Origin of the sequence: Clostridium neonatale, assembly GCF_001458595.1 — a bacterium.
Classification (GTDB): domain Bacteria; phylum Bacillota; class Clostridia; order Clostridiales; family Clostridiaceae; genus Clostridium; species Clostridium neonatale.
Genome location: NZ_LN890328.1, coordinates 762,357 through 783,112 on the forward strand (window position 1 = coordinate 762,357; position 20,756 = coordinate 783,112).

Annotated in this window: 20 protein-coding genes; 13 read left to right on the forward strand and 7 right to left on the reverse strand. The window is 27.3% G+C overall.

Features of this window, described 5'->3' with window-relative positions:
- The first annotated feature begins 34 nt into the window (after positions 1 to 34).
- From BN2920_RS10710 to BN2920_RS10720, 3 genes are all read left to right on the forward strand, one after another.
- Positions 35 to 3,241 (forward strand): J domain-containing protein, encoded by a 3,207-nt coding sequence (locus tag BN2920_RS10710; RefSeq protein WP_058294999.1) that lies wholly within the window; start codon positions 35 to 37, stop codon positions 3,239 to 3,241.
- Between the two features lie 28 nt (positions 3,242 to 3,269).
- A complete protein-coding gene (locus tag BN2920_RS10715) occupies positions 3,270 to 4,970 on the forward strand; it encodes a molecular chaperone HscC (protein WP_058295000.1) in 1,701 nt (566 codons plus the stop codon).
- Positions 4,971 to 5,044: 74 nt separating this feature from the next.
- Positions 5,045 to 5,227 (forward strand): hypothetical protein, encoded by a 183-nt coding sequence (locus tag BN2920_RS10720; protein WP_058295001.1) that lies wholly within the window; start codon positions 5,045 to 5,047, stop codon positions 5,225 to 5,227.
- Between the two features lie 75 nt (positions 5,228 to 5,302).
- On the opposite strand, the gene BN2920_RS10725 is transcribed toward BN2920_RS10720, so the two are convergent.
- Positions 5,303 to 6,631, reverse strand: a complete 1,329-nt coding sequence (locus BN2920_RS10725; protein ID WP_058295002.1) for an MATE family efflux transporter — start codon at positions 6,629 to 6,631, stop codon at positions 5,303 to 5,305.
- A gap of 393 nt (positions 6,632 to 7,024) precedes the next feature.
- Here BN2920_RS10725 and BN2920_RS10730 point away from each other — a divergent pair, with 393 nt between their 5' ends.
- The 4 genes from BN2920_RS10730 to BN2920_RS10745 all read left to right on the forward strand — a co-directional run bounded on the left by BN2920_RS10730 (position 7,025) and on the right by BN2920_RS10745 (position 10,116).
- On the forward strand, positions 7,025 to 7,390 hold the full coding sequence (locus BN2920_RS10730; RefSeq protein WP_058295003.1) for a hypothetical protein: 366 nt from the start codon (positions 7,025 to 7,027) through the stop codon (positions 7,388 to 7,390).
- A gap of 163 nt (positions 7,391 to 7,553) precedes the next feature.
- Positions 7,554 to 8,420 (forward strand): SDR family oxidoreductase, encoded by an 867-nt coding sequence (locus BN2920_RS10735; protein WP_058295004.1) that lies wholly within the window; start codon positions 7,554 to 7,556, stop codon positions 8,418 to 8,420.
- Positions 8,421 to 8,507: 87 nt separating this feature from the next.
- Positions 8,508 to 9,350 carry a DUF2971 domain-containing protein gene (locus BN2920_RS10740; RefSeq protein WP_058295005.1) on the forward strand — a complete coding sequence of 281 codons (843 nt, stop codon included), beginning with the start codon at positions 8,508 to 8,510 and terminating at the stop codon, positions 9,348 to 9,350.
- Between the two features lie 241 nt (positions 9,351 to 9,591).
- Positions 9,592 to 10,116 carry a GNAT family N-acetyltransferase gene (locus BN2920_RS10745; RefSeq protein ID WP_058295006.1) on the forward strand — a complete coding sequence of 175 codons (525 nt, stop codon included), beginning with the start codon at positions 9,592 to 9,594 and terminating at the stop codon, positions 10,114 to 10,116.
- 277 nt (positions 10,117 to 10,393) lie between these two features.
- Here the strand turns inward: BN2920_RS10745 and BN2920_RS10750 are convergent, their stop codons facing one another.
- Positions 10,394 to 11,416 (reverse strand): IS6 family transposase, encoded by a 1,023-nt coding sequence (locus BN2920_RS10750; protein WP_058293044.1) that lies wholly within the window; start codon positions 11,414 to 11,416, stop codon positions 10,394 to 10,396.
- Between the two features lie 123 nt (positions 11,417 to 11,539).
- On the opposite strand from BN2920_RS10750, the gene BN2920_RS10755 reads away from it, so the two are divergent.
- From BN2920_RS10755 to BN2920_RS10780, 6 genes are all read left to right on the forward strand, one after another.
- Positions 11,540 to 12,427 (forward strand): DMT family transporter, encoded by an 888-nt coding sequence (locus tag BN2920_RS10755; protein ID WP_058295007.1) that lies wholly within the window; start codon positions 11,540 to 11,542, stop codon positions 12,425 to 12,427.
- 169 nt (positions 12,428 to 12,596) lie between these two features.
- Complete coding sequence (locus BN2920_RS10760; protein ID WP_058295008.1) at positions 12,597 to 13,013, forward strand: flavodoxin; 417 nt, start codon at positions 12,597 to 12,599, stop codon at positions 13,011 to 13,013.
- A 20-nt stretch (positions 13,014 to 13,033) separates the two neighbouring features.
- The gene (locus BN2920_RS10765) at positions 13,034 to 13,672 is read left to right on the forward strand and encodes a DUF3793 family protein (protein ID WP_058295009.1); all 639 of its coding nucleotides are present in this window, start codon (positions 13,034 to 13,036) and stop codon (positions 13,670 to 13,672) included.
- Between the two features lie 379 nt (positions 13,673 to 14,051).
- Positions 14,052 to 14,585: an NUDIX hydrolase gene (locus BN2920_RS10770; protein WP_058295010.1), complete on the forward strand. Its 534-nt coding sequence runs from the start codon at positions 14,052 to 14,054 to the stop codon at positions 14,583 to 14,585.
- Between the two features lie 111 nt (positions 14,586 to 14,696).
- On the forward strand, positions 14,697 to 15,830 hold the full coding sequence (locus tag BN2920_RS10775) for a DUF116 domain-containing protein (RefSeq protein ID WP_058295011.1): 1,134 nt from the start codon (positions 14,697 to 14,699) through the stop codon (positions 15,828 to 15,830).
- Positions 15,831 to 15,966: 136 nt separating this feature from the next.
- Positions 15,967 to 17,436: an IS1182 family transposase gene (locus tag BN2920_RS10780; RefSeq protein ID WP_058295012.1), complete on the forward strand. Its 1,470-nt coding sequence runs from the start codon at positions 15,967 to 15,969 to the stop codon at positions 17,434 to 17,436.
- Between the two features lie 83 nt (positions 17,437 to 17,519).
- Here the strand turns inward: BN2920_RS10780 and BN2920_RS10785 are convergent, their stop codons facing one another.
- The 5 genes from BN2920_RS10785 to BN2920_RS10800 all read right to left on the reverse strand — a co-directional run bounded on the left by BN2920_RS10785 (position 17,520) and on the right by BN2920_RS10800 (position 20,589).
- Positions 17,520 to 18,083: a manganese catalase family protein gene (locus BN2920_RS10785; protein WP_058295013.1), complete on the reverse strand. Its 564-nt coding sequence runs from the start codon at positions 18,081 to 18,083 to the stop codon at positions 17,520 to 17,522.
- 3 nt (positions 18,084 to 18,086) lie between these two features.
- The gene (locus tag BN2920_RS10790; protein ID WP_058295014.1) at positions 18,087 to 18,353 is read right to left on the reverse strand and encodes a spore coat protein CotJB; all 267 of its coding nucleotides are present in this window, start codon (positions 18,351 to 18,353) and stop codon (positions 18,087 to 18,089) included.
- A 17-nt stretch (positions 18,354 to 18,370) separates the two neighbouring features.
- Positions 18,371 to 18,538, reverse strand: a complete 168-nt coding sequence (locus BN2920_RS21005; protein ID WP_083498770.1) for a spore coat associated protein CotJA — start codon at positions 18,536 to 18,538, stop codon at positions 18,371 to 18,373.
- 183 nt (positions 18,539 to 18,721) lie between these two features.
- Positions 18,722 to 19,765, reverse strand: a complete 1,044-nt coding sequence (locus BN2920_RS10795) for an NADH:flavin oxidoreductase/NADH oxidase (RefSeq protein WP_058295015.1) — start codon at positions 19,763 to 19,765, stop codon at positions 18,722 to 18,724.
- A gap of 83 nt (positions 19,766 to 19,848) precedes the next feature.
- Positions 19,849 to 20,589 (reverse strand): NADPH-dependent oxidoreductase, encoded by a 741-nt coding sequence (locus BN2920_RS10800; RefSeq protein WP_058295016.1) that lies wholly within the window; start codon positions 20,587 to 20,589, stop codon positions 19,849 to 19,851.
- Positions 20,590 to 20,756: the final 167 nt, after the last annotated feature.

A 20,756-nucleotide genomic window follows, 5' to 3' on the forward strand; every position in this document is an offset into this window, starting at 1 on the left:
AATCTATAATTTTAAAAGTCATATAGGAGGAGCAATGAATATTTGGGGTATATTAAACATTAACCCAACAAAGAACAAAGATGAAATAAAAAAAGCATATTTAAATAAACTTTCTGTTGTGCATCCAGAAGATGATGAAGAAGGATTTAAACTTTTAAGAAGATCTTATGAGGAAGCTTTGAAAGAAGCAGACAAAGATGAAGTAATAGATGAAGACAATACACCGATTGGAATCTGGATTAAAAAAGTAAATGAAGTTTATGATAAATTTTCTCTAAGAATAAATGAAGAAGCATGGAAAAATCTTTTAAACGAAGATGTATGTTATGGGATTGATACTAAAGAAGATGCAAGTGAAAAGCTTCTAGAATTTTTAATGGATAATTTCAGATTTCCACAAAAGATATGGATTTTATTAAATAATTATTTTGAATGGACAGAGCAAAAGGAAGAATTATATGAAAAGTTTCCATATGAATTTATAGATTATGTGGATAATAGAATAAAATATATTGATGTATTAAATTATGAATTATTTGAAAATATTGATGACAATAAAAATTATGACCAATGGATAGAATCTTATTATAAAATAAGAAGGGAATTAAATGAAAGAAACTTAGATGAAGCTAAAAAATCTTTAGATAATATTGAACAATTAAATATATTTCATCCATCACTAGAGGTTTTAAAAATAAGATATTTTATCAGTAACAATGATATTGAAAATGCACGAAGCATAAGTGAAAGATTAATTGAAGAATACGCAAATGAACCAGATGTTATGTATTCTATGGCAGAAGTTGAATGGATCGAAAAGAATGTGAATGAAGCAAAATTATTGTATGAAAAAGTGCTTGAAATTTTACCAGAGGACTATAATTCAATTTGTGGACTAGCTGACTGCTACTTAGAACTAGATGAATTAGATAAAGCTAAAGATCTATACTTAAATCTTATGAGAAGAAATTCATATGATGATTATGTTAGAAGAAAGATAGCTGAAACTAACGACAAACTTATAGATCAGTATAAAGAGAGTCATGAAGAAAAATCTCTATCTGAAAAATTTAATATAGCATGGTGTCTTTATGAAAACTATAGATATGATGAAATATTGGAATTATCAAAAGAGATAGATTGTGATGAAGAAAATCAAAGCCAATATTTTGATTTAATGGGAAGAACATATTCTTCTTTAGAAGAGTACTCAAAAGCATTGAATTATTTTAATATGTGGTGTGAAAAAATAGATACAAGAAATTCGGAAGAGAGAGATAATAATAGACAACTTGAATATATCTATTGCGAAAAAGCTAGAATTCTTATGAAGTTGGAAAAATATGAAGAAGCAATTAAAATTTGCAGTAATTGTTTAGAAATCAATAATAAGAATATAGGAAGCTTATATATAAAATCATATTCATTAAATAAGCTAAAAAAGTTTGAAGAAGCTTTAAAAATTAGTGAAGAAGCATTAGAACTAGATAATTCCAATGTTAAATTCCATATGAACAAAGCAGAATCACTGTATGAACTTGGCTATCATAGAGATGCTTTAGATTCTTTAGAAGAAGCAATAAATATATATCCATATAATTCAGAAGCGTATGCTTTAGAAATGGAAATTTATTATGAGCATTCAGAATATGAAAGAATACTGGAAATATATGAAGAAGTAGAAAAACAAGGCGTTGTAGACGATAAAATAAATTTATATAAATTGAAGACAATAAACAGCATGAAAAAATTAGATGAATCAGAAGAAATAGCTATAAATATTTTAAATTCAATTAAGGAAAATGATGATGTATGTAATATTGCTGATGAAGTATATTATGAATTATCATTGATTTATTGTGATAGACGTGATTATAAAACAGCTTTATCATATATAAATAAATCTTTTGATATAGATAAAAGAAAATTAAAGTTTTATTATTGCAGGGGATATATTTATAAAGCATTAAAGGAATATGATAAAGCAATTAAAGATTATGATTATGCAATAGATAGAGCTCCAGAAGACATATTCTCTTATTTAAGAAAAGCTGAAATTTATAGAATTCAGAATGACAAAGAAAAAAGTATAACTGAATATAAGAAGGTTCTAGAAATAGATTCTAAACATGAGTATGTTAATAATGAAATTGGAGAAATCTATGAAGAATTACATGAATATGATAAGGCTTTAGAATATTATAATAAACAAATAGAAGTAAAAAAGGAACCATATTATTTAATTAATCGTGGACTTCTTTATAAAAAAATAGATAGAGAAGATGAAGCAGTTAAAGACTATGAAGAGACAATAAAAATAGATCCTAAAAATCCACATGCTTACAATAACATTGGAGTTATTTATAAGGATAGAGGCGAATTTGAAAAGGCAATTCAATATTTTATAAAAGCAATTGAAGTAATGGATGATGATGTTTATGTTCAATTTTATAATAATATTGGAAAGTCATATAAGAACATAAAAGAATTTGATAATGCAATAAAATATTACGATGAAGGAATATGCAAATTAGAAAATGAGCCAAGTCTGTATTATAATAAAGCAAAAACTCTTATGGCTATGAGAAAATATGAAGAAGCAATAGAAGTATATATTGAAGGAGCTAAGCTAAATGATGCAGATAAAGAAGATTTTTATGATGAAATAGGTGATGCATATAAAGCACTTCAAGAATATGATAATGCTATTATATGGTATGAAAAGGTAATAAAATTAAATCCTAATCATAGTTTTGAATATAGACAGATTGGAAATGCTTATGAAAGAAGAAATCATTATGATACTGCAATTGCATATTATTTAAAGCAGATAAAAATAAATGATAATAATCCATTAAATTATATATGTTTAGCAGGAGCATATAAATATAAAAAACAGAAAATAAAAGCACGTATTTATTATAAAAAAGCTTTAAAGCTGTACATGGATAGGAATAGAGATTCATCATTTGATGTTTGTGAAATAGGAAGATGCTATATGGAGCTGAATAAGCATAAAGAAGCCGTTTTTTATTTGAATAAAGCTATTGAAAAGCCATGTAATAATTGCGATTTTGATGGATGCTATGAAGCGTATTATATATTAGGTGAAATGTATGAGAATGAAAAAGATTATGAAACGGCCTATAAGTATTATAAAAAAGCATATGATATACGAGATAATTTGGAAGAACATGTTGAAGCTTTAGAAAGAATGAAAAAAATTTTAAATATTGACTAAAACTTTTATTTAGTATTTGGAGGGTTATATGATTATAGGAATTGATCTTGGTACTACAAATAGTTTAGTATCATACTTTACAGAAGGTGGCCCAGTTATTATACCTAATAGGCTTGGAGATAATCTCACTCCTTCTGTAGTCAGCATAAATGAAGAAAATGGAGAAATATATGTAGGAAAAATAGCAAAGGAAAGAAAAATTACTCATCCTAATTTAACAGCAGATATATTTAAAAGAAGTATGGGAACAGAAAAGAAATTCCATCTTGGAGAAGAAGAATTCTCAGCAGAAGAGCTATCTTCATTTGTTCTCCGTTCTTTAAAAGAAGATGCAGAAGAATATTTAGGACAAACAATAAATGAAGCTGTTATAAGTGTACCAGCATATTTTAATGATGCACAAAGAAAAGCAACTCAAAGAGGTGGAAAACTTGCAGGTTTAAAAGTCGAAAGGATGATAAATGAACCAACAGCAGCTTCCATTGCTTATGGACTTCATAATGAAAATTTAAATACTAGGTTTTTAGTATTTGATCTTGGTGGAGGTACATTTGATATATCTATTTTAGAACTGTATAAAAATATTATGGAAGTAAGAGCAGTTGCAGGAGATAATTTCTTAGGTGGAGAAGATTTTACTGAAATTTTAGTTAATATGTTTTTCAATTCTAAAAAAATAAAATGTAATTCATTTGATACTAAACTTATTGAGCATGTAAGAAAGCAGGCTGAACTCTGTAAGCAGGAATTCTCGAATAGTAAAAATGTTATTATGAAATGTAAGATTAATGGAGAATTAATTGAACAAGAATTTTTCATTGAAGAGTATGAAAAGAATTGTCAGCTTCTTTTGGCAAAAATAAGAAAACCTATTGAAAGAGTACTAAAAGATGCTGCAATAAAGGTTAGAGAAATAGATGAGATAATATTAGTTGGTGGTGCTACGAAGTCATCAATTGTTAGAAACTTTGTAGGCAAGCTATTTGGAAGATTGCCAAATACTAATATAAATCCAGATGAAGCTGTGGCACTTGGCGCTGCTATTCATGGAGCAATGAAGGAAAGAAATGAAGCAATAAAGGAAATTGTACTTACTGATGTGTGTTCATATACACTTGGAACTAATGTTTCATTAAGAAGGGAGGATGATTCTTATGAATCAGGTCACTTTTATCCAATAATAGAAAGAAACACAGTTATTCCAGTAAGTAAAACTGAGAGGTTATATACAACATATGATAATCAGCCATCTATTAACATAGAAATACTTCAAGGTGAAAGTCGTTTCGCTAAAAATAATCTTTTCCTTGGTGAATTAAATATAGATGTTCCAAAAGGTCCAGCAGGAAGAGAAGCAGTTGATGTTACTTATACTTATGATATTAATTCAATACTTGAAGTAGAAGTAACAGTAGTTTCAACAAAGTTAAAAAAACGAATTGTAATACAAAAAAATGAAGGCGCCATGAGTGAAGAAGAAATTGAAGAAAGACTTAAAGAGTTAAGTTATCTCAAAATACATCCAAGAGATAAAGAAGAAAATAAACTTTTACTTGCAAAAGGTGAAAGACTCTATGAAGAAAGCTTTGGAGAGGCAAGACGTACTATTGATATGTATTTAAGAGACTTTGAGGAAACACTAGATAAACAGAATAAGCATGATATAGAGGTATCAGCAGAGGAATTAAAAAAATTTTTTGATATAGTTGAAAATGATGGACTTGATTAAAAAAATAAAAGAATAAGATTATTTTTCTTGGAGAAACTCTTATTATTATATTTAGTAATAAAGGAGAGTTTAGTATGAGTAATAAAAGTGATAAAGTTATTTCAACTAAATATGGAAAAGGAACTAATTATAATGATGAGATTGATGGATATGAGCTTGTAGATTATGATGAAGGATATAATTATTTGTCAAACAATGATGGAAATAAAGAGGTTTTGATGAGGATATTTCCAAATCCGGATTGGCAAAGGATATGAGTTTTTTAAAACTTTAAAGAAAATATAAGAAATTACCTTAGGAAGAACTCCTAAGGTAATTTTTTTAGCCGTAATTTATTCAGTTTTTTCTATTAGCATTCTTTTAATTAAAATTCTATACTTGATTGCCATTGGAATGGTTGCACCAATCCATGCAAAAGGGCTAGCAAGACATATACCAATATAGCCTATAAATGCAGGCAAAGTAAATGCTACAATAACCCTTGCAACAAGTTCTGCAACACCAGCCATCATTGGTATAAATGCATCACCAATTCCTTGAAGTGAGTTTCTATATATAAATAACATTCCAAGGATAGGAAGAAAGATAGCGACAGTATTAAGATACTGCTTACTGTAATTAAGTGCTTCAATTTGGTCACTGCTTATAAATAATGTGCTTAATGATTTACCGAATACAAATAATACTACAGCAGCAATTATACTAACCATTATAGTTATGATAGAACCTTTTTTTACGCCTTCTTTAATACGATCATATTTACCGGCTCCAAGATTTTGACCACAATATGTAGCCATGGTAGTTCCAAATGATATACCGGGCTGAGTAACTATTTGCTCAACTTTAGATGCAGCTGTGTATGCTGCGATAACAGTAGATCCAAAGGCATTCAATGCAGTTTGAAGAACCATTACTCCAGTTGCTGTAATTGAAAATTGAAGAGCCATAGGAATACCCACATTAAGGTGTTTTAAAGCAAAATTTTTATCCCATATCCAATCTTCTTTTTTTAATCTTAAAATCGGATATTTTTTTAATGCATATATTAGGCATAAGATACCAGAAATTCCTTGAGCAATTACAGTTGCATAAGCAGCTCCTCTTACCCCCATATTAAAATTTAATATGAAAAATAAGTCCAATATAATATTTAAAATTGAAGATAGAATAAGAAAATATAAAGGTGTCTTAGAATCACCAAGAGATCTTAATATTCCGGCAATCATATTATAAAATACAGTTGCACAAGTACCAGCATAAATTATAATTATGTATATTGTAGCATCATTTATAATATCGTCTGGTGTATTCATAAGTGAAAGTACAGGTTTTGCAGATAACATACTAGCAAGTGTAATTATAATAGTTGATATAATGCTTAGAATAGTCGATGTAGCAACAGACTTTCTAAGTCCATCCTCATCATTAGCACCAAAACGTTGTGCAATAATGACTGAAAATCCACCTGTTAGTCCAAAAGTAAATCCAAGAATAAGAAATGAAAGAGAACCAGTAACACCTACAGCAGCAAGTGCTTGTACTCCTACATATCTGCCAACTATTATGGTGTCAACCATACTATAAAATTGTTGAAAAACATTTCCTATAAGCAGAGGAATTGAGAAGAATAAAATTAGTTTAACTGGATTGCCAGTAGTCATATCTTTATCCTTTCTAAATATATATTAATCTACTGTAGAATATCATCGTTTATTTTAAAATTGCAAGAAAAAATTAATTGAATTTATTTTTTTATGACGTTGGGAATTTTGAGATATATAGAATATAAAATGACAAAAAAGTTTCCATAATTATATGGAATATTAAATTAGATAAAAGTGTCATAATAATAAAAGTATATAATGAACAGGATATTTGCATAAATATATGTTATTAAGTATTTAAAAGAATTTATATGGGTACTATTCTATGAGATAGCTTTTAATAAATAATTTTTTATGAAGGATTTTATAAAAAAATATAGAATAAGTAACATAAATAGTGTATAATTATGTTAATGTATGAAAACGATTTGAAGGTAAGGAGAGATTTTTTTGCTTTTATATGTAATAAATGTTTTATATGATGGACTAGTAAATTTAAATAAAGTTAAAAATGATATTAAAATAATGGAAGATGCAGAATACATATCTAGATTGGGAGAAGTAGACAAGACACATAACACTTTAGAGATTCATCAAAAACTTTTAAATGTAGTAGAAAGATTTAATAAATACTATATTTCTTATAATGATATAATGGATGTATTAAAGAAGTTATTGTTAAATGTTCATAACCAGTGGATAATTGATAGATATCACGAAACTTTTTATAAATATATATTTAAGGATAGAATAGAAATAGCATCTTTAATAAGTAGGAATTTATTAGCAGCAAATGAATTAGCTATAAGTGGATAAATTTTTATACTTTATTTAAAGGTTTACATTAATTTTGAATAACAAAGTTACAAATCATTTATTGAAGTAGCTTTGTTATTTTTTAATTATATATATGAATAATTTAAGTAAAAATAAACACAATAATATTTAAAATTGTGTTTATAGAAAGGAGTATTTAAATATGAATTTTCCAACTTCGTTTCCAAAGCAAAAGCAAAATATTCAGCCGGGACTTGAATATGAAATGAACCCAATGCCTATATTTGATGATCCAAAATACAATAGTTGTTGTGAAGTACTAAAAGATAAAGTAGCCATAATAACAGGTGGAGATAGTGGGATAGGTAAAGCAGTTGCAATTGCTTATGCAAAGCAAGGGGCAGATATAGTTATAGTTTATTATAATGAAAAGAAAGATGCAGAAGATACAAAAAAAATAGTAGATTCTATAGGAAGAAAATGTACCTTAATAGAAGGTGATATTTCAAATAAAGATTTTTGTAATTCAGTAATTGATTTAACAATAAAAGAATATAAAAAACTAGATATATTGATTAATAATAGTGCAGTACAATATGAGTGTAAAGATATAAAACAATTACCTGATGAGCAATTTGATAAGACATTTAAGACTAATGTATATGGGACTTTTTATATGACAAAAGCAGCAATGAATGTTTTAAAAAGTGGTGGATGTATAATAAATACAACATCAGTTGTGGCATATAAAGGAAATGATATATTAATAGATTATTCAATGACAAAAGGAGCCCTTGTAGCTTTTACTAGAAGTTTGGCTTTAGCTCTAGCAAAGGGAAAGACTGGGATAAGAGTCAATGCTGTTGCACCAGGACCAATATGGACACCTCTTATACCATCAAGTTTTGATGAGATAAAAACATCTAAACATGGAAGTACAACGCCAATGGGAAGGGCAGGGCAGCCAGTGGAATGTGCAGGTGCATATGTATTTTTAGCATCAGATTCAGCATCGTATATAACAGGCCAAACAATACATATAGATGGTGGAGATTTTTTAAATAGCTAGATGAAAAAAGTTATAAATTAAAAGCGGGATGGGAAAAGATATAAAAGTATATTAGATAATGAATTTTTTATTTATAAGGAGTATTAAATGGAATTAAAAATGGATTTTAATCAATTTAACAATATTGTAGAAAAAGAAGGGCTGGATTCCGCAATAAAATATAAGAATGAGTATATACCAAAAAGATTATTCCAATATAATGCTTTATTAGATAAAAGATATAATAATTATATAGAAAAGAATGAAAAAAAATTAGAGTCATTAAAGGAAAACAAAATTTATGTTACTAATTATAGATGCTTTAATGATCCATTTGAATTTGAAATGCTTTCAGTAGACATGGATAAATTACAAAAAGAAAATTATGATATTAAAGAAATAGATAAATTCTTAAATGCATTTAAAAATAAAATTCTTGTAGCATGTTTTACAACAATAAATGATAATATGCCTATGTGGGCACATTATGCTAACAATCATAAAGGATATTGTGTAGAATATGAGATAAATGATACAGAAAAAATATATCCTGTATTTTATGAGCAATTCAGAAATAATAATTCTAAAGAGTTAACAAATATGGTTAGAGAACTTTATGATTATTATAGTAATTTAAATAATCATAAAGAAGAATTCTATAAAATATTTTCTTATTTTTATTTATCTTTATGTTGTAAAAATAAGTTTTGGGAATATGAAAATGAGTATAGGATGTTATATAAAACAGATGAAATTGAAGTAAATATAGAAAAGGTAATTAAAATAGAAGATGAAGATATGAATGTAAAATCTATATATATTGGATATAAATGTGAAGATGATTATGTGAATGAATTGATTAATATATCAAAGAAGATAAAATGTAATGTATATAAGATGGATTTCAATAAATATGGTGTAGACTATAAATTAATAAGTAAGCAGATTTAAGAAGAGCATTAGTTACATATAAAAAAGAAAATAACTATAATTAAAATAAAAATGTGAGAGACAAGCTGAATTAATGTTTCTCACATTTAATTTTTATATTAGTAACTATAAAATATAAGTGGAATATTATATTTTATAGCAATAATTGTTAATATTATAATTTGAATAGATAAAAAAATGGATGCCACATTTATTAAACATAACAGGTATGCAGTGAGATCGATAGTTATAGGAGGAAGATATGATATCTTTAAGCAAAATAAAAGAAGATGATTTGTATCTATTGGGAAAGTGGCGAATTAATAATAAATTTTTAAACAAACATAGCTCAGAAATTCGACTTAATCTAGAAAAAGAAAGAATATGGTTTAATAAAATTATGACTGATGAACTGTGCAAATATTGGATTATAGATATTAATAATATAAAAATAGGTGTGATAAATATAAATAATATAGATATAAAAAATAAGGAATGTTGTTTAGAATATAGCATACAAGATATACATTTTAAAGAAAGAGATATGATTTATACTATAATATTTTATATTTGTGATTATATTTTTAATGTGATGAACCTGGACAAAATATATTGTAATGTTCATAGGTTTGATAAATTTAATATTAAACTTTTAAAAAGGATTGGTAATGAGATAAAAGATAGTATAATGTATTGTGATAAGGACTTAATTAATATATGTATAGATAGAAAAGACTGTCAAACTTTAAAAGATAAAGATTTTTTAGAAAAGATATTTATAGAATAAAATAATGAAAATTGACTAAAAAAAATAACTATGGTAATATATGCATGTTAATAGAATTTATTTTGATGGCTGAGAATTAGGTTATATCTAATTTTCAGCTTTTATTAAAATTAAAAAATATCAGATTCTGTTAGGTTGTTATGAAAAAATAGCTTAACATTTCGTAGAATTACTCGCTCTTTGAAAATTATATAAGTTTGATTAATTTATTGCATGGCAAACAAGCTTGCAATAAATAGGATTTTTGCAGGTTAATCAAAGATATTGATTAACTAAATTAAGCAGCAACAAACCAAGAATGTTTAGATTTGCTATCGCTAGCGAAGCCGGCAACTTCAGCTGGAGTATGATTGTTTAATGATCCATGAGGTCTTATAAAGTTATAGTGAAAGATAAATACAGATATTAAGTTATTAGCTTTCTCGAATGAATTAAAGCCTTTTTTAGCTTTATACCAAGCTTTAAAAGTTTTATTGAAAGATTCTATAAGATTATTACTTGTATCACTGGACATTGGTGCTACAGGAATATGCTTAGTATTTGGCAAAACTTTAGCTACAGCTTGATTATATGAAGGCAATCTATCAGTAATGAAATTACTAGGTTCACCAAACTTTTTAGCTTGATTAATTAGAGTAAAAGCAGAATCTTCACTACGTGATTTCGTAAGATGAAATGCTAATATGAAGCGTGTTTCTGAGTCTATAGCAAGCCATAGATAATACTTTTCGCCATTTATAAATACAACAGTTTCATCAGCGTGCCAATCGTCAGATTGAAGATTTAACTGATCTTTAAAGGAATCAGCTTTCAGATTGAAGAATGGTGCAAATTTATGAGCCCAACTCGCTATGGTTACATGGGATACTTTTATATTTGCTGTTGTATGTAGGAAATGTGCAATAGCTCGTGTTGATGTATTATTTAAGAAATATAATGTCAATGCTGTAAGAATAATATGTAACGGAAAGCGCATTCCTTTCATAGAAAGGGAGCCGGTTAGCTTTTCACTAGATGCATCATCAATATTTAAATTATGATGATGTACAATTACATGATTACATTTTTTATTGCCACATTTATATCGATTATAGTGCTTATAAGAATGATGTAAGAATGTAGATTTACCACATTTAGGACACGTGGGGTATTTTGATTTCTTCGGCATGCTGACAGAGTCAGGAGCGAATTGGCGTTTGCAGTTCTTACATTGATATTTTTGGTTAGCCTGCTTATCCAAACCAAACTTATATAGTTGGTCAGAGTGACAGCGAGGACATTTTACTTTAGTTTTGTTCATTGTTCTTCTCTCCTTTTCTAGGGGGATAATTGGTTCTAGTCAAACTTATTATATTTTCTAGTGTTGAGAAGAGCAATGTTCATATAACTTAACAGAACGAAATATCATGAAAGGATAATTAATATGAAATTTGATAGTTTAAGTGACAGAAGCAAGGGTATATTCTTTATTGTAATGTCAGCTTTTGGATTTGCTATGATGTCCGCATTTGTTAAATTATCAGGAGATTTACCATCACTTCAAAAAACTTTTTTTAGGAATATAGTTTCGGTAGCAGTTGCAGCATCGATAATTATTAAAAATAAAGGGACATTTTTTGGGAAGAAAGAAAATCAAAAGCTTTTAATACTTAGGTCAACACTTGGAACATTAGGAATATTATTTAATTTTTATTCTATTGATAAATTAGTGTTGTCTGACGCAAATATGCTAAATAAATTAAGTCCATTCTTTTCAATAATCTTTTCAACCATATTCTTAAAAGAAAAGATGAAGCCTAAGCAAGGAATTGTTGTAAGCATGGCATGTACAGGGGCATTTATAGGTTCATTATTTATTATAAAACCATCTTTTAATCTTGAAACTATACCGGCATTAATTGGACTTTTAGGCGGAATAAGTGCAGCAGGTGCATATACTTGTGTAAGAGGTTTGGGAAATAAAGAGAAACCGAACACTATAGTATTTTATTTTTCGTTCTTTTCAAGCATGGTTACGCTTCCGCTTATGTTAGGAGTATATAAACCAATGAGTATTCAACAACTAGCTTATTTATTATTAGCGGGTGTATTTGCAAGTTTAGGGCAATTTGGAATTACACTAGCGTATAAATTTGCTCCGGCAAAAGAGATATCAATATTTGATTATACAAATATTATCTTCTCAGCTTTAATTAGTTTAATACTTTTTGGCGTATTACCAGATTGGGTAAGTGTAGTAGGATATGTTATTATATTTCTTGCATCATTTGCAATATTTGCATTTAATAAAAAACTTGATAAGGAAAAATAAGATTAATGGCAACAGGAAAGCAAATCCTGTTGCCATTGATTTTATAAGAATATTTTAGTGATTTTAATTATATAAAAATTTTTTATATAAGACTTGACAACATTATCAATATAATTTAATATACTAATTGATAATGATTTTCAAAAATAATTGATAAGGGGATGGAAATATGAAAATAGTCTATTGGTCAGGAACAGGTAACACAGAAAAGATGGCTGAACTTATAAAAAGAGGAATTGAAGAAGCTGGCAAAGAAGCTGAAATGATTTCGGTTTCAGAAGCTAATGTGGAAGAGGTATTGAAAGAAGAAATTTTAATATTGGGATGTTCAGCTATGGGAGATGAGGTGTTAGAGGAAGGAGAATTTGAACCATTCATAGAGGAAATTTCAAGTAAAATCTCTGGTAAAAAGGTAGCTCTATTTGGCTCTTACGGATGGGGTGATGGCCAATGGATGAGAGATTGGCAAGAAAGAATGGAAGGTAATGGCTGCATAATAAATGAAGAACCGTTAATAATACAAAATGAGCCAGATGACAGAGAAGAAGAATGTATAGAGTTTGGTAAAAAAGTAGCTAATTTATAATTTGAAAGTGATGTGGCATAATGAAATATCTAGATTTTTATAATAAGTTAAATTCAATGGAAGATGATGAATATATAGAAAATTATCTCTTATATAATACTTCCTTAATTATTGCAGGTGTCAAGCCAGCAGTTACAATAACTGTAAAGAAAAGTAATCATAGATTATATAATAGTTGGGTTAAATTTGGAACAAATTTCATTAATGAAATTAATTTGGAATATACTGAATTAAGGGAAAATATGGACTATATAATATTAATGATTTACGATAGACATGTTCTTGACAAAAATCTAAATATAAAAGAAAATAAGGAATTCTTAATAAACTTAGGATATAAAGAGAATTTTATTATAGATGATTGCATAAAGAATTTAAAAAATAGATATAATAAATATCATTGTCCACATGAATTAGGATTATTTTTAGGGATACCATTTGAAGATGTTAAAGATTTTATGGAATGCAAAGAAAAAAAGTGTCTTTTATGTGGATATTGGAAGGTATACAACAATACGATTGAAGCAAAAAAGATATTTGATAAATATGATGAAATAAAAGAATATACTATAAAAAATATACTAAAAGGCAATAACTCATCGCATAGCCTTATAGTAAGTATAAAAGACTCCTTTTATAATAATGTTAAATATATATAATGCTCCAAGATTTATAATTTTTAGATGATAATTAATTTTGCACACAATTAATATATTATAAAAAAATATATCTTAAAATAATAATATATTTAAATATCCACACTATTCAAATATGTTATTAAAATTATTATTTAGTTCCGCACACAACTAAATAATAAAAGATAGATTAATATAAAAATGACTATGTATAGTAAACACAGTACAAATAATTCAAAATTTATTATATTTAATCAAATGCATTTCATAAGATTACCATAAGGTTTATAAGATAGATTTATCTTATAAACCTATTTTATTGTATATAAAGTATAAATTGAAGTATAATTAATATTATAAGATAATATTAAAACTTGATATTTTATTTAAGGGAGCATAGTTTATGGTATTTGATAAAATAATTGAAATAGAAAAAGTAAATGAATCCATAGGTAAAGTGAATTTTAGAGAAGCAGTAAGAGCGGTAATAATTAAAAATAATAAAATATTAATGGTAAATTCTAAAAATAAAGATTATAAATTTCCAGGAGGTGGAGTGAAAAAATATGAAGAAAAATTAGAGGCATTAAAAAGAGAAGTAGAAGAAGAAACAGGGTATGTTTGTTCGGACGTAAAAGATATTATAGGAATAGTAACAGAAAAAAGTAAAGACAGGTTTCATCACAATAAATTATTTAAAATGATATCTTATTATTATATTGTGGAAGTTTCTGATGTACAAAAGGAACAGAAACTTGATGATTATGAAAAAGAATTAGAATTTAAACCAGTTTGGATAAATATAGAGGAAGCAATTTTGCAAAATAAATTAATTATAGAAGATAATATATCAAATATTCCAAACTGGATATATAGAGAAACATATGTTTTGAAAGAAATTGAAAATGCTATAAATAAAAATATTTTAAACTTTTAAATCACCTATATTTTTTAAGGTGATTTATTTTAATAAAAAATTAAAATTTAAAAGCATACATATATAATTAAATATTGGTTTAGCCACACACATATTAAAAGGGGGATATGTATGTCATTTAAAACATATTCATTGAAATTGGATAATAAAAGCTCAATTGATTATTATAAAGATAGTAAAGCTGCAAAGGATTTATTTATGAATAAAGTTTTGCAGAAATGTAGTAAACTTATAAATGAATTTATGATGTTTATAGAAAGCAATGAGATTGAAAAACTACGATCTAGAGAAGAATATTTAATAGAAATTGTTTTAATAGGAGTTCTTGTTAATGAATACATAGATAATGCTAGAGCCTTTAAATATAAGCTCAATTATATTTTTACTATTTTAAATAGTATGCGAAAAAATGAAATATTAAAAATAAAAGTAGACAAGATAAGAGGAATATTGAATACGAAAATACTTTTAAAGTCTAAGAAAATAAATAAAGAAGTATCTATAAAAGATATGGAATATCTAATTAAGTGGCTTGAAGCTTCTGGAGACTTTAAAGAAGAAGGTATTAGAATAAAAAGATGGCATTTATTTTTTGTTGAATTAAAAGATGAAGATATATCAGAATTTATGATATTAAGCAATTTTTGTATAGATAATTTATATAGTATTTCTGAAGATATACTAAGCAAATATGTGGCTAATGTAGACTTGTATTTAAAAAAATATAAAAGAGATCATAAATACAAAGAGAATATTATATATTGTGGTAAAAGCAAATTACAGTATTATTTTAATATGGTCTGTAGTAAAATAATGAATGATATTTATAAAAATAGGTTTTTAAAAACCAGAGAAAAGATAGTTTTTTTACCATCTTGTATGAGGCAAAATAAATCAAAATGCTTAGGTATAAAAAGTGAAAAGGGGTTTGTATGCAAGTGTTGTTCAAAAAATTGTAATGTAAATATTATAAATGACCTAGGGAAAGCACTTCATTATTCTACATATGTAGTATCTCATGAAAGCTCATTTCTTAAATTGAAAGATAATAATAATGGTGAAATTGGAATTATTGGAGTTGCATGTGTCTTAAATTTAATTTCTGGAGGGTGGAAAGCTATTAGAATGGGTTTTATACCACAATGTGTAATTTTAGATGAATGTGGATGCTCAAAGCATTGGCTGGAAAGTTCTAAAATGAGTTATGCGAATACAGATTATATAAAAAAAATAATTAATGGATAGAAATATAAATATAAAAGAACTTTAATAGTATTAAAGTTCTTTTATATTTCAGAGTGTTGACAACTAACTTCAAAATGAAGTTAGTTGTTTATTTTTATGTTAAAATATGATAGTAAAAGTAAGGTGGTGTTTCATTATGATGGGAATTAAAAAGAAAGCAGATAGAACACAAATTGAAATGTTAAGTTTAGATGATCTTGTTCCTAAAAATCATTTAGTTAGAAAAATAGATGCAGCAATAGATTTAAGTTTTATTTACGATGAAGTAAAAGATCTATACAAGCCTTACGGGCGCGAAAGCATTGATCCAGTAGTTTTGATAAAAATAGTAATGATTCAATATCTTTTTGGTATCCGTTCAATGAGACAAACACTTAAAGAAATTGAGGTTAATTTTGCATATCGTTGGTATTTGGGATATAACATGCATGAACAATTACCTCATTTCTCAACATTTAGTAAAAACTATTCAAGAAGATTTAAAGATTCCGATTTATTTGAAACTATCTTTGCAAGAATATTGTGCGAAGTTAATAAATACGGTTTTATTGATGATGAGAATATCTTTATAGATGGAACACATATAAAAGCTAATGCTAATACTCATAAATATAGAAATGAAGTTATTGAAGAATCTGCAAGAGTATATGAAAAATCATTGAAAGAAGAAATTAATAAAGACAGAGAATTACATAATAAAAAACCACTTAAAGAAAAAGAAACTTCAGAAGAATTAAAAAAAAACATTAAAGTAAGCACTACCGATCCTGAAAGTGGATTATTTCATAAAGGTGAACATAAAAAAGTATTTGCATATACTGCTAACACAGCTTGCGATAAGAATAACTATATTTTAGGCTTTGAATTGACACCTGGGAATGTCCATGATTCAGTTTCATTTTGGGGAATATATGAAAAAGTTAAGAAAGAACATAGCAATGTGAATGGTATTGTTGTAGATTCGGGATATAAGATCCCTGCGATTGCGAAGCAAATAATTGATGATGGAAAGACACCAATAATGCCTTATAAACGCCCTATGACTAAACAAGGATTCTTCAAAAAATATGACTATGCTTATGATGAATACTATGATTGTTATATTTGCCCTAATAACCAAATATTAAAATATTCTACAACTAATAGAGACGGTTATAAAGAATATAAAAGTAACAAAAAGACTTGCGCTAATTGTCCATTTCTTAATCAATGTACTCAAAGTAAAAATCATGTAAAAGTAATATGCAGGCATGTTTGGGAAGAATACATGGAGCAAGTAGAAGATATAAGACATATAAAAGGTATGAAAGAAATCTATATGTTACGAAGTCAAACAATTGAACGTGTATTTGCGGATGCAAAAGAAAAGCATGGTATGAGATATACACAATATCGTGGAATAAAAAAGGTTAAGATGGAGCTTAACCTCTTATTTGCATGCATGAATTTAAAAAAATTAGCCACATGGCTGGATCGGAATGGATTATTGCCTACCGGTTCGGACAATTTATTGACCAATTTAATGAAAAATATAGAAAAAATTCTATTAATAATAGCAAAAGGGGTAAATGCAAATTTCATTTACCCTCTTTTGTCTACAAACTGAGAACTTTAATAGTATTAAAGTTCTTTTATATTTTACTTATATTAATTATTTTTTATAATATTTATATGAAATAAAATAGGATGTTATTTTTTACAAACATGATCTTGAACATCCATTAAAGCTTCGCCAAATCTTTGATAATGGACAACCTCACGTTCCCTTAAGAATTTTAACACATCTTTTATATCTTGTTCATCAGTTAAATTGATTAAATTTTCATAAGTAGCTCTGGCTTTCTGTTCAGCAGCCATATCTTCATGTAAATCTGCAATTACATCACCTTTAGCTTGAATATAAGTTGCGGTCCATGGATTGCCGGTAGCATCAGTATAAAATAATGCTTTTCTATGATCTGCATATTGACCGCCAAGGCCAGCTTTTTTAAGTTCTTCTACAGTTGCATTTTCCATTAGCTGATATACCATAGTTGCTATCATCTCAACATGGGCCATTTCTTCAGTGCCTATATCGGTTAATAATCCTTTGGATTTATTTGTTGGCATTGTATATCTTTGATCTAAATATCTAAGTGCAGCACCTAATTCACCATCAGGACCACCATATTGAGTAATTAAATACTTTGCCATATTAAGATCTTTACATTTTAAATTTATTGGATGCTCTAATGTTTTCACGTAATACCACATAACCTACTTATCCTCCTTATACATATTCTCCCAAGGCCAAGGTGTATTAATCCATTTTTCCGGATTTTCAATATAGCTTGATCCAAAGTTAGTTAATGGTCCATATTCTTTTTCATATTGACTAATTAACTCTTTTAATTTTGCTGATACTCTGCAATAATCTTCCTTGGCATTTGTATTATCAGGGTAATTGTCTAAGAATAAGTTAAGGTCAATAGCACAAAATTGATAAACTTGTATACTATTTAATAAGTCATTCATTTTACACATACATATCACCTCTCAAATTAACATTCACTAAGTTTACTTTTTACATAAGGGTCATAGAGAACTTTAAAAATTGTTCCTTTAGTAAATCCCTCTTTGCAAGAAAATAAATCTTCATATTTTTGTGGTAATATATATGCACGAGCATATTCATCAAATTTATGCATGCATTCTTCGTGTCTGTACATAAAATTTTTCCTCTCATATTTGTTGCTTATTCAATAGTTATATTATGCATGAAACTTATTTATGTGAGGGAAAATGACAATATTTTTATAAATTTAAAGTTTAAATATACTTATTAATATAGAATTTTATAATTTAAAGAAAAATAATATGTCCTAAAACAAAATGTTTTAGGACATATCTAATTATTTATTTTCAATTATTCTAGGAAATCCTCTTTTGTATTGGCTAGGAATAAGAATTTCCTTATTTAATTTAATAGAGGCTTCCAATGCCCAATATGGATTTCTAAGCATATCCCTTCCAATTGCTACAAGATCAGCATCATCATTTCCTATAATTGAATTAGCAAGCTCAGGATCACCTAATTTTCCAACTGCAATAACAGGAACATTTAAAGCTTCTTTAATTTTTCGAGCTAGCGGAACTTGATATGCAGCATGTGTTCCAGGTTTTCCAGAAGATCCAATTGGACCTTCTCCACCTGAACTTACATGAAATATATCAACACCAGCATTTTTATATTCTTTAGAAAATAGAATACTTTCGTTAATTCCATAACCACCATCAACATATTCTTTTGCTGATATACGCATAATTAATGGCATATCATTAGGCATTTCACTTTTAGATACTTCAACGACCTCTTTACCGAATTTATACAAATCTTGTCCATATTCATCAGTTCTCTTATTAGTTAATGGAGATTGAAATTCATGTATTAAATATCCATGAGCTCCATGAATTTCAATAGCGTCTACTCCAGCTTTTACAGCACGTCTTACTGATAGACGAAATTTTTCTATGATTTTTTTAATTTCATCAGTTGTAAGTTCATGTGGAGTCTTTGATTTATTATCAAAAGGAATTGGAGATGGAGCAACAGGAACTTTAGCATCTTCAGCTTTACGCCCGGCATGGGCTATCTGTATAGCAACTTTAGCTCCATATTTGTGGCATTCATCTACAATTCTCTTAATGCCAGGTATTTGATCATCTGACCATAGTCCTAAATCATAATCGGTAATACGGCCATCAGGTTCTACATCAGTCATTTCAATGATTATTAAACCAGTTCCGCCTATAGCTCGGCTTACATAATGTATGTAATGCCAATCAGTAGCAATTCCATCTTTATTTTCTACTGAATATTGACACATAGGTGGCATAACTATTCTGTTTTTTAATTTGAGGCTCTTTAGTTCATAAGGTGTAAATAAATCACTCATATTAAATTCTCCTTTCAGAAATTGGCTGATTGGTAAATTCTTTTTTATGAATTATACAATCAACCAACTGTTATAAATTAATATTATTTATTAGTAAACCCTTGCCTTTCCATAATAGCTTTAACTTTTGGGTAATAATTCAATTTGTAATATCCAGATGTTTGAGAACTCCAATTTTTTTCTTTATCATATCTTCCGATATCTTTTAAGTATGAAGCCATTTGATCATCATAAGAATCAATTGAAGATTCAACAATTTTTTTATCGTATTTATCAATATGTCTATAACTATTAAAAGGAATTCTTGGTTTTTTGTGCGATTTGTCAGCTGGATAACCAACTACTAATCCAACTACTGGAAAAGTATATTTTGGAAGTTCTAAAAGCTCAATAACTTTTTCTGGATTCTTTCTAATACCTCCTATTGGAACTACACCAAGTCCAAGTGATTCAGCAGCAATTGTAGCTGCACCTAAAGCTATTCCAGCATCGACTGATCCAACTTCAGTGCCTTCAACATATTCATGAACTACTTGTTCAACATGATTTTTTTTGGCAGCAAGGTATGTCCTATAGAAATCAATTAGAAAAACAAGAAAAACTGGGGCTTCTGCAACATGTGGTTGATTTCCAGTAAGCTCTGCTAATTTTTCTCGTTTAGCTTTGTCCTTAACTACGATTATAGTTGTTTGCTGACCATTTATTGAGTTTGGCATAGCTTGAGCTGACATTATTATTTCATCAATAATTTCATCTGGTATATCTTTATCTAAGTATTGTCTTATTGATCTATGATTTTTAATTATTTCTATTGTATTATTCATCTATATTTCACCTTCATTTATTTTTATATTATATTGTTATTAGAAATTATAGTCTTACTAAGAATAAAAATCAATAGATGTATATTAAATTTAATACAATTTAATTTTGTAATATACATTTATGGCTTATAATATATATTATAGAATTAATTATATGATATAATTTT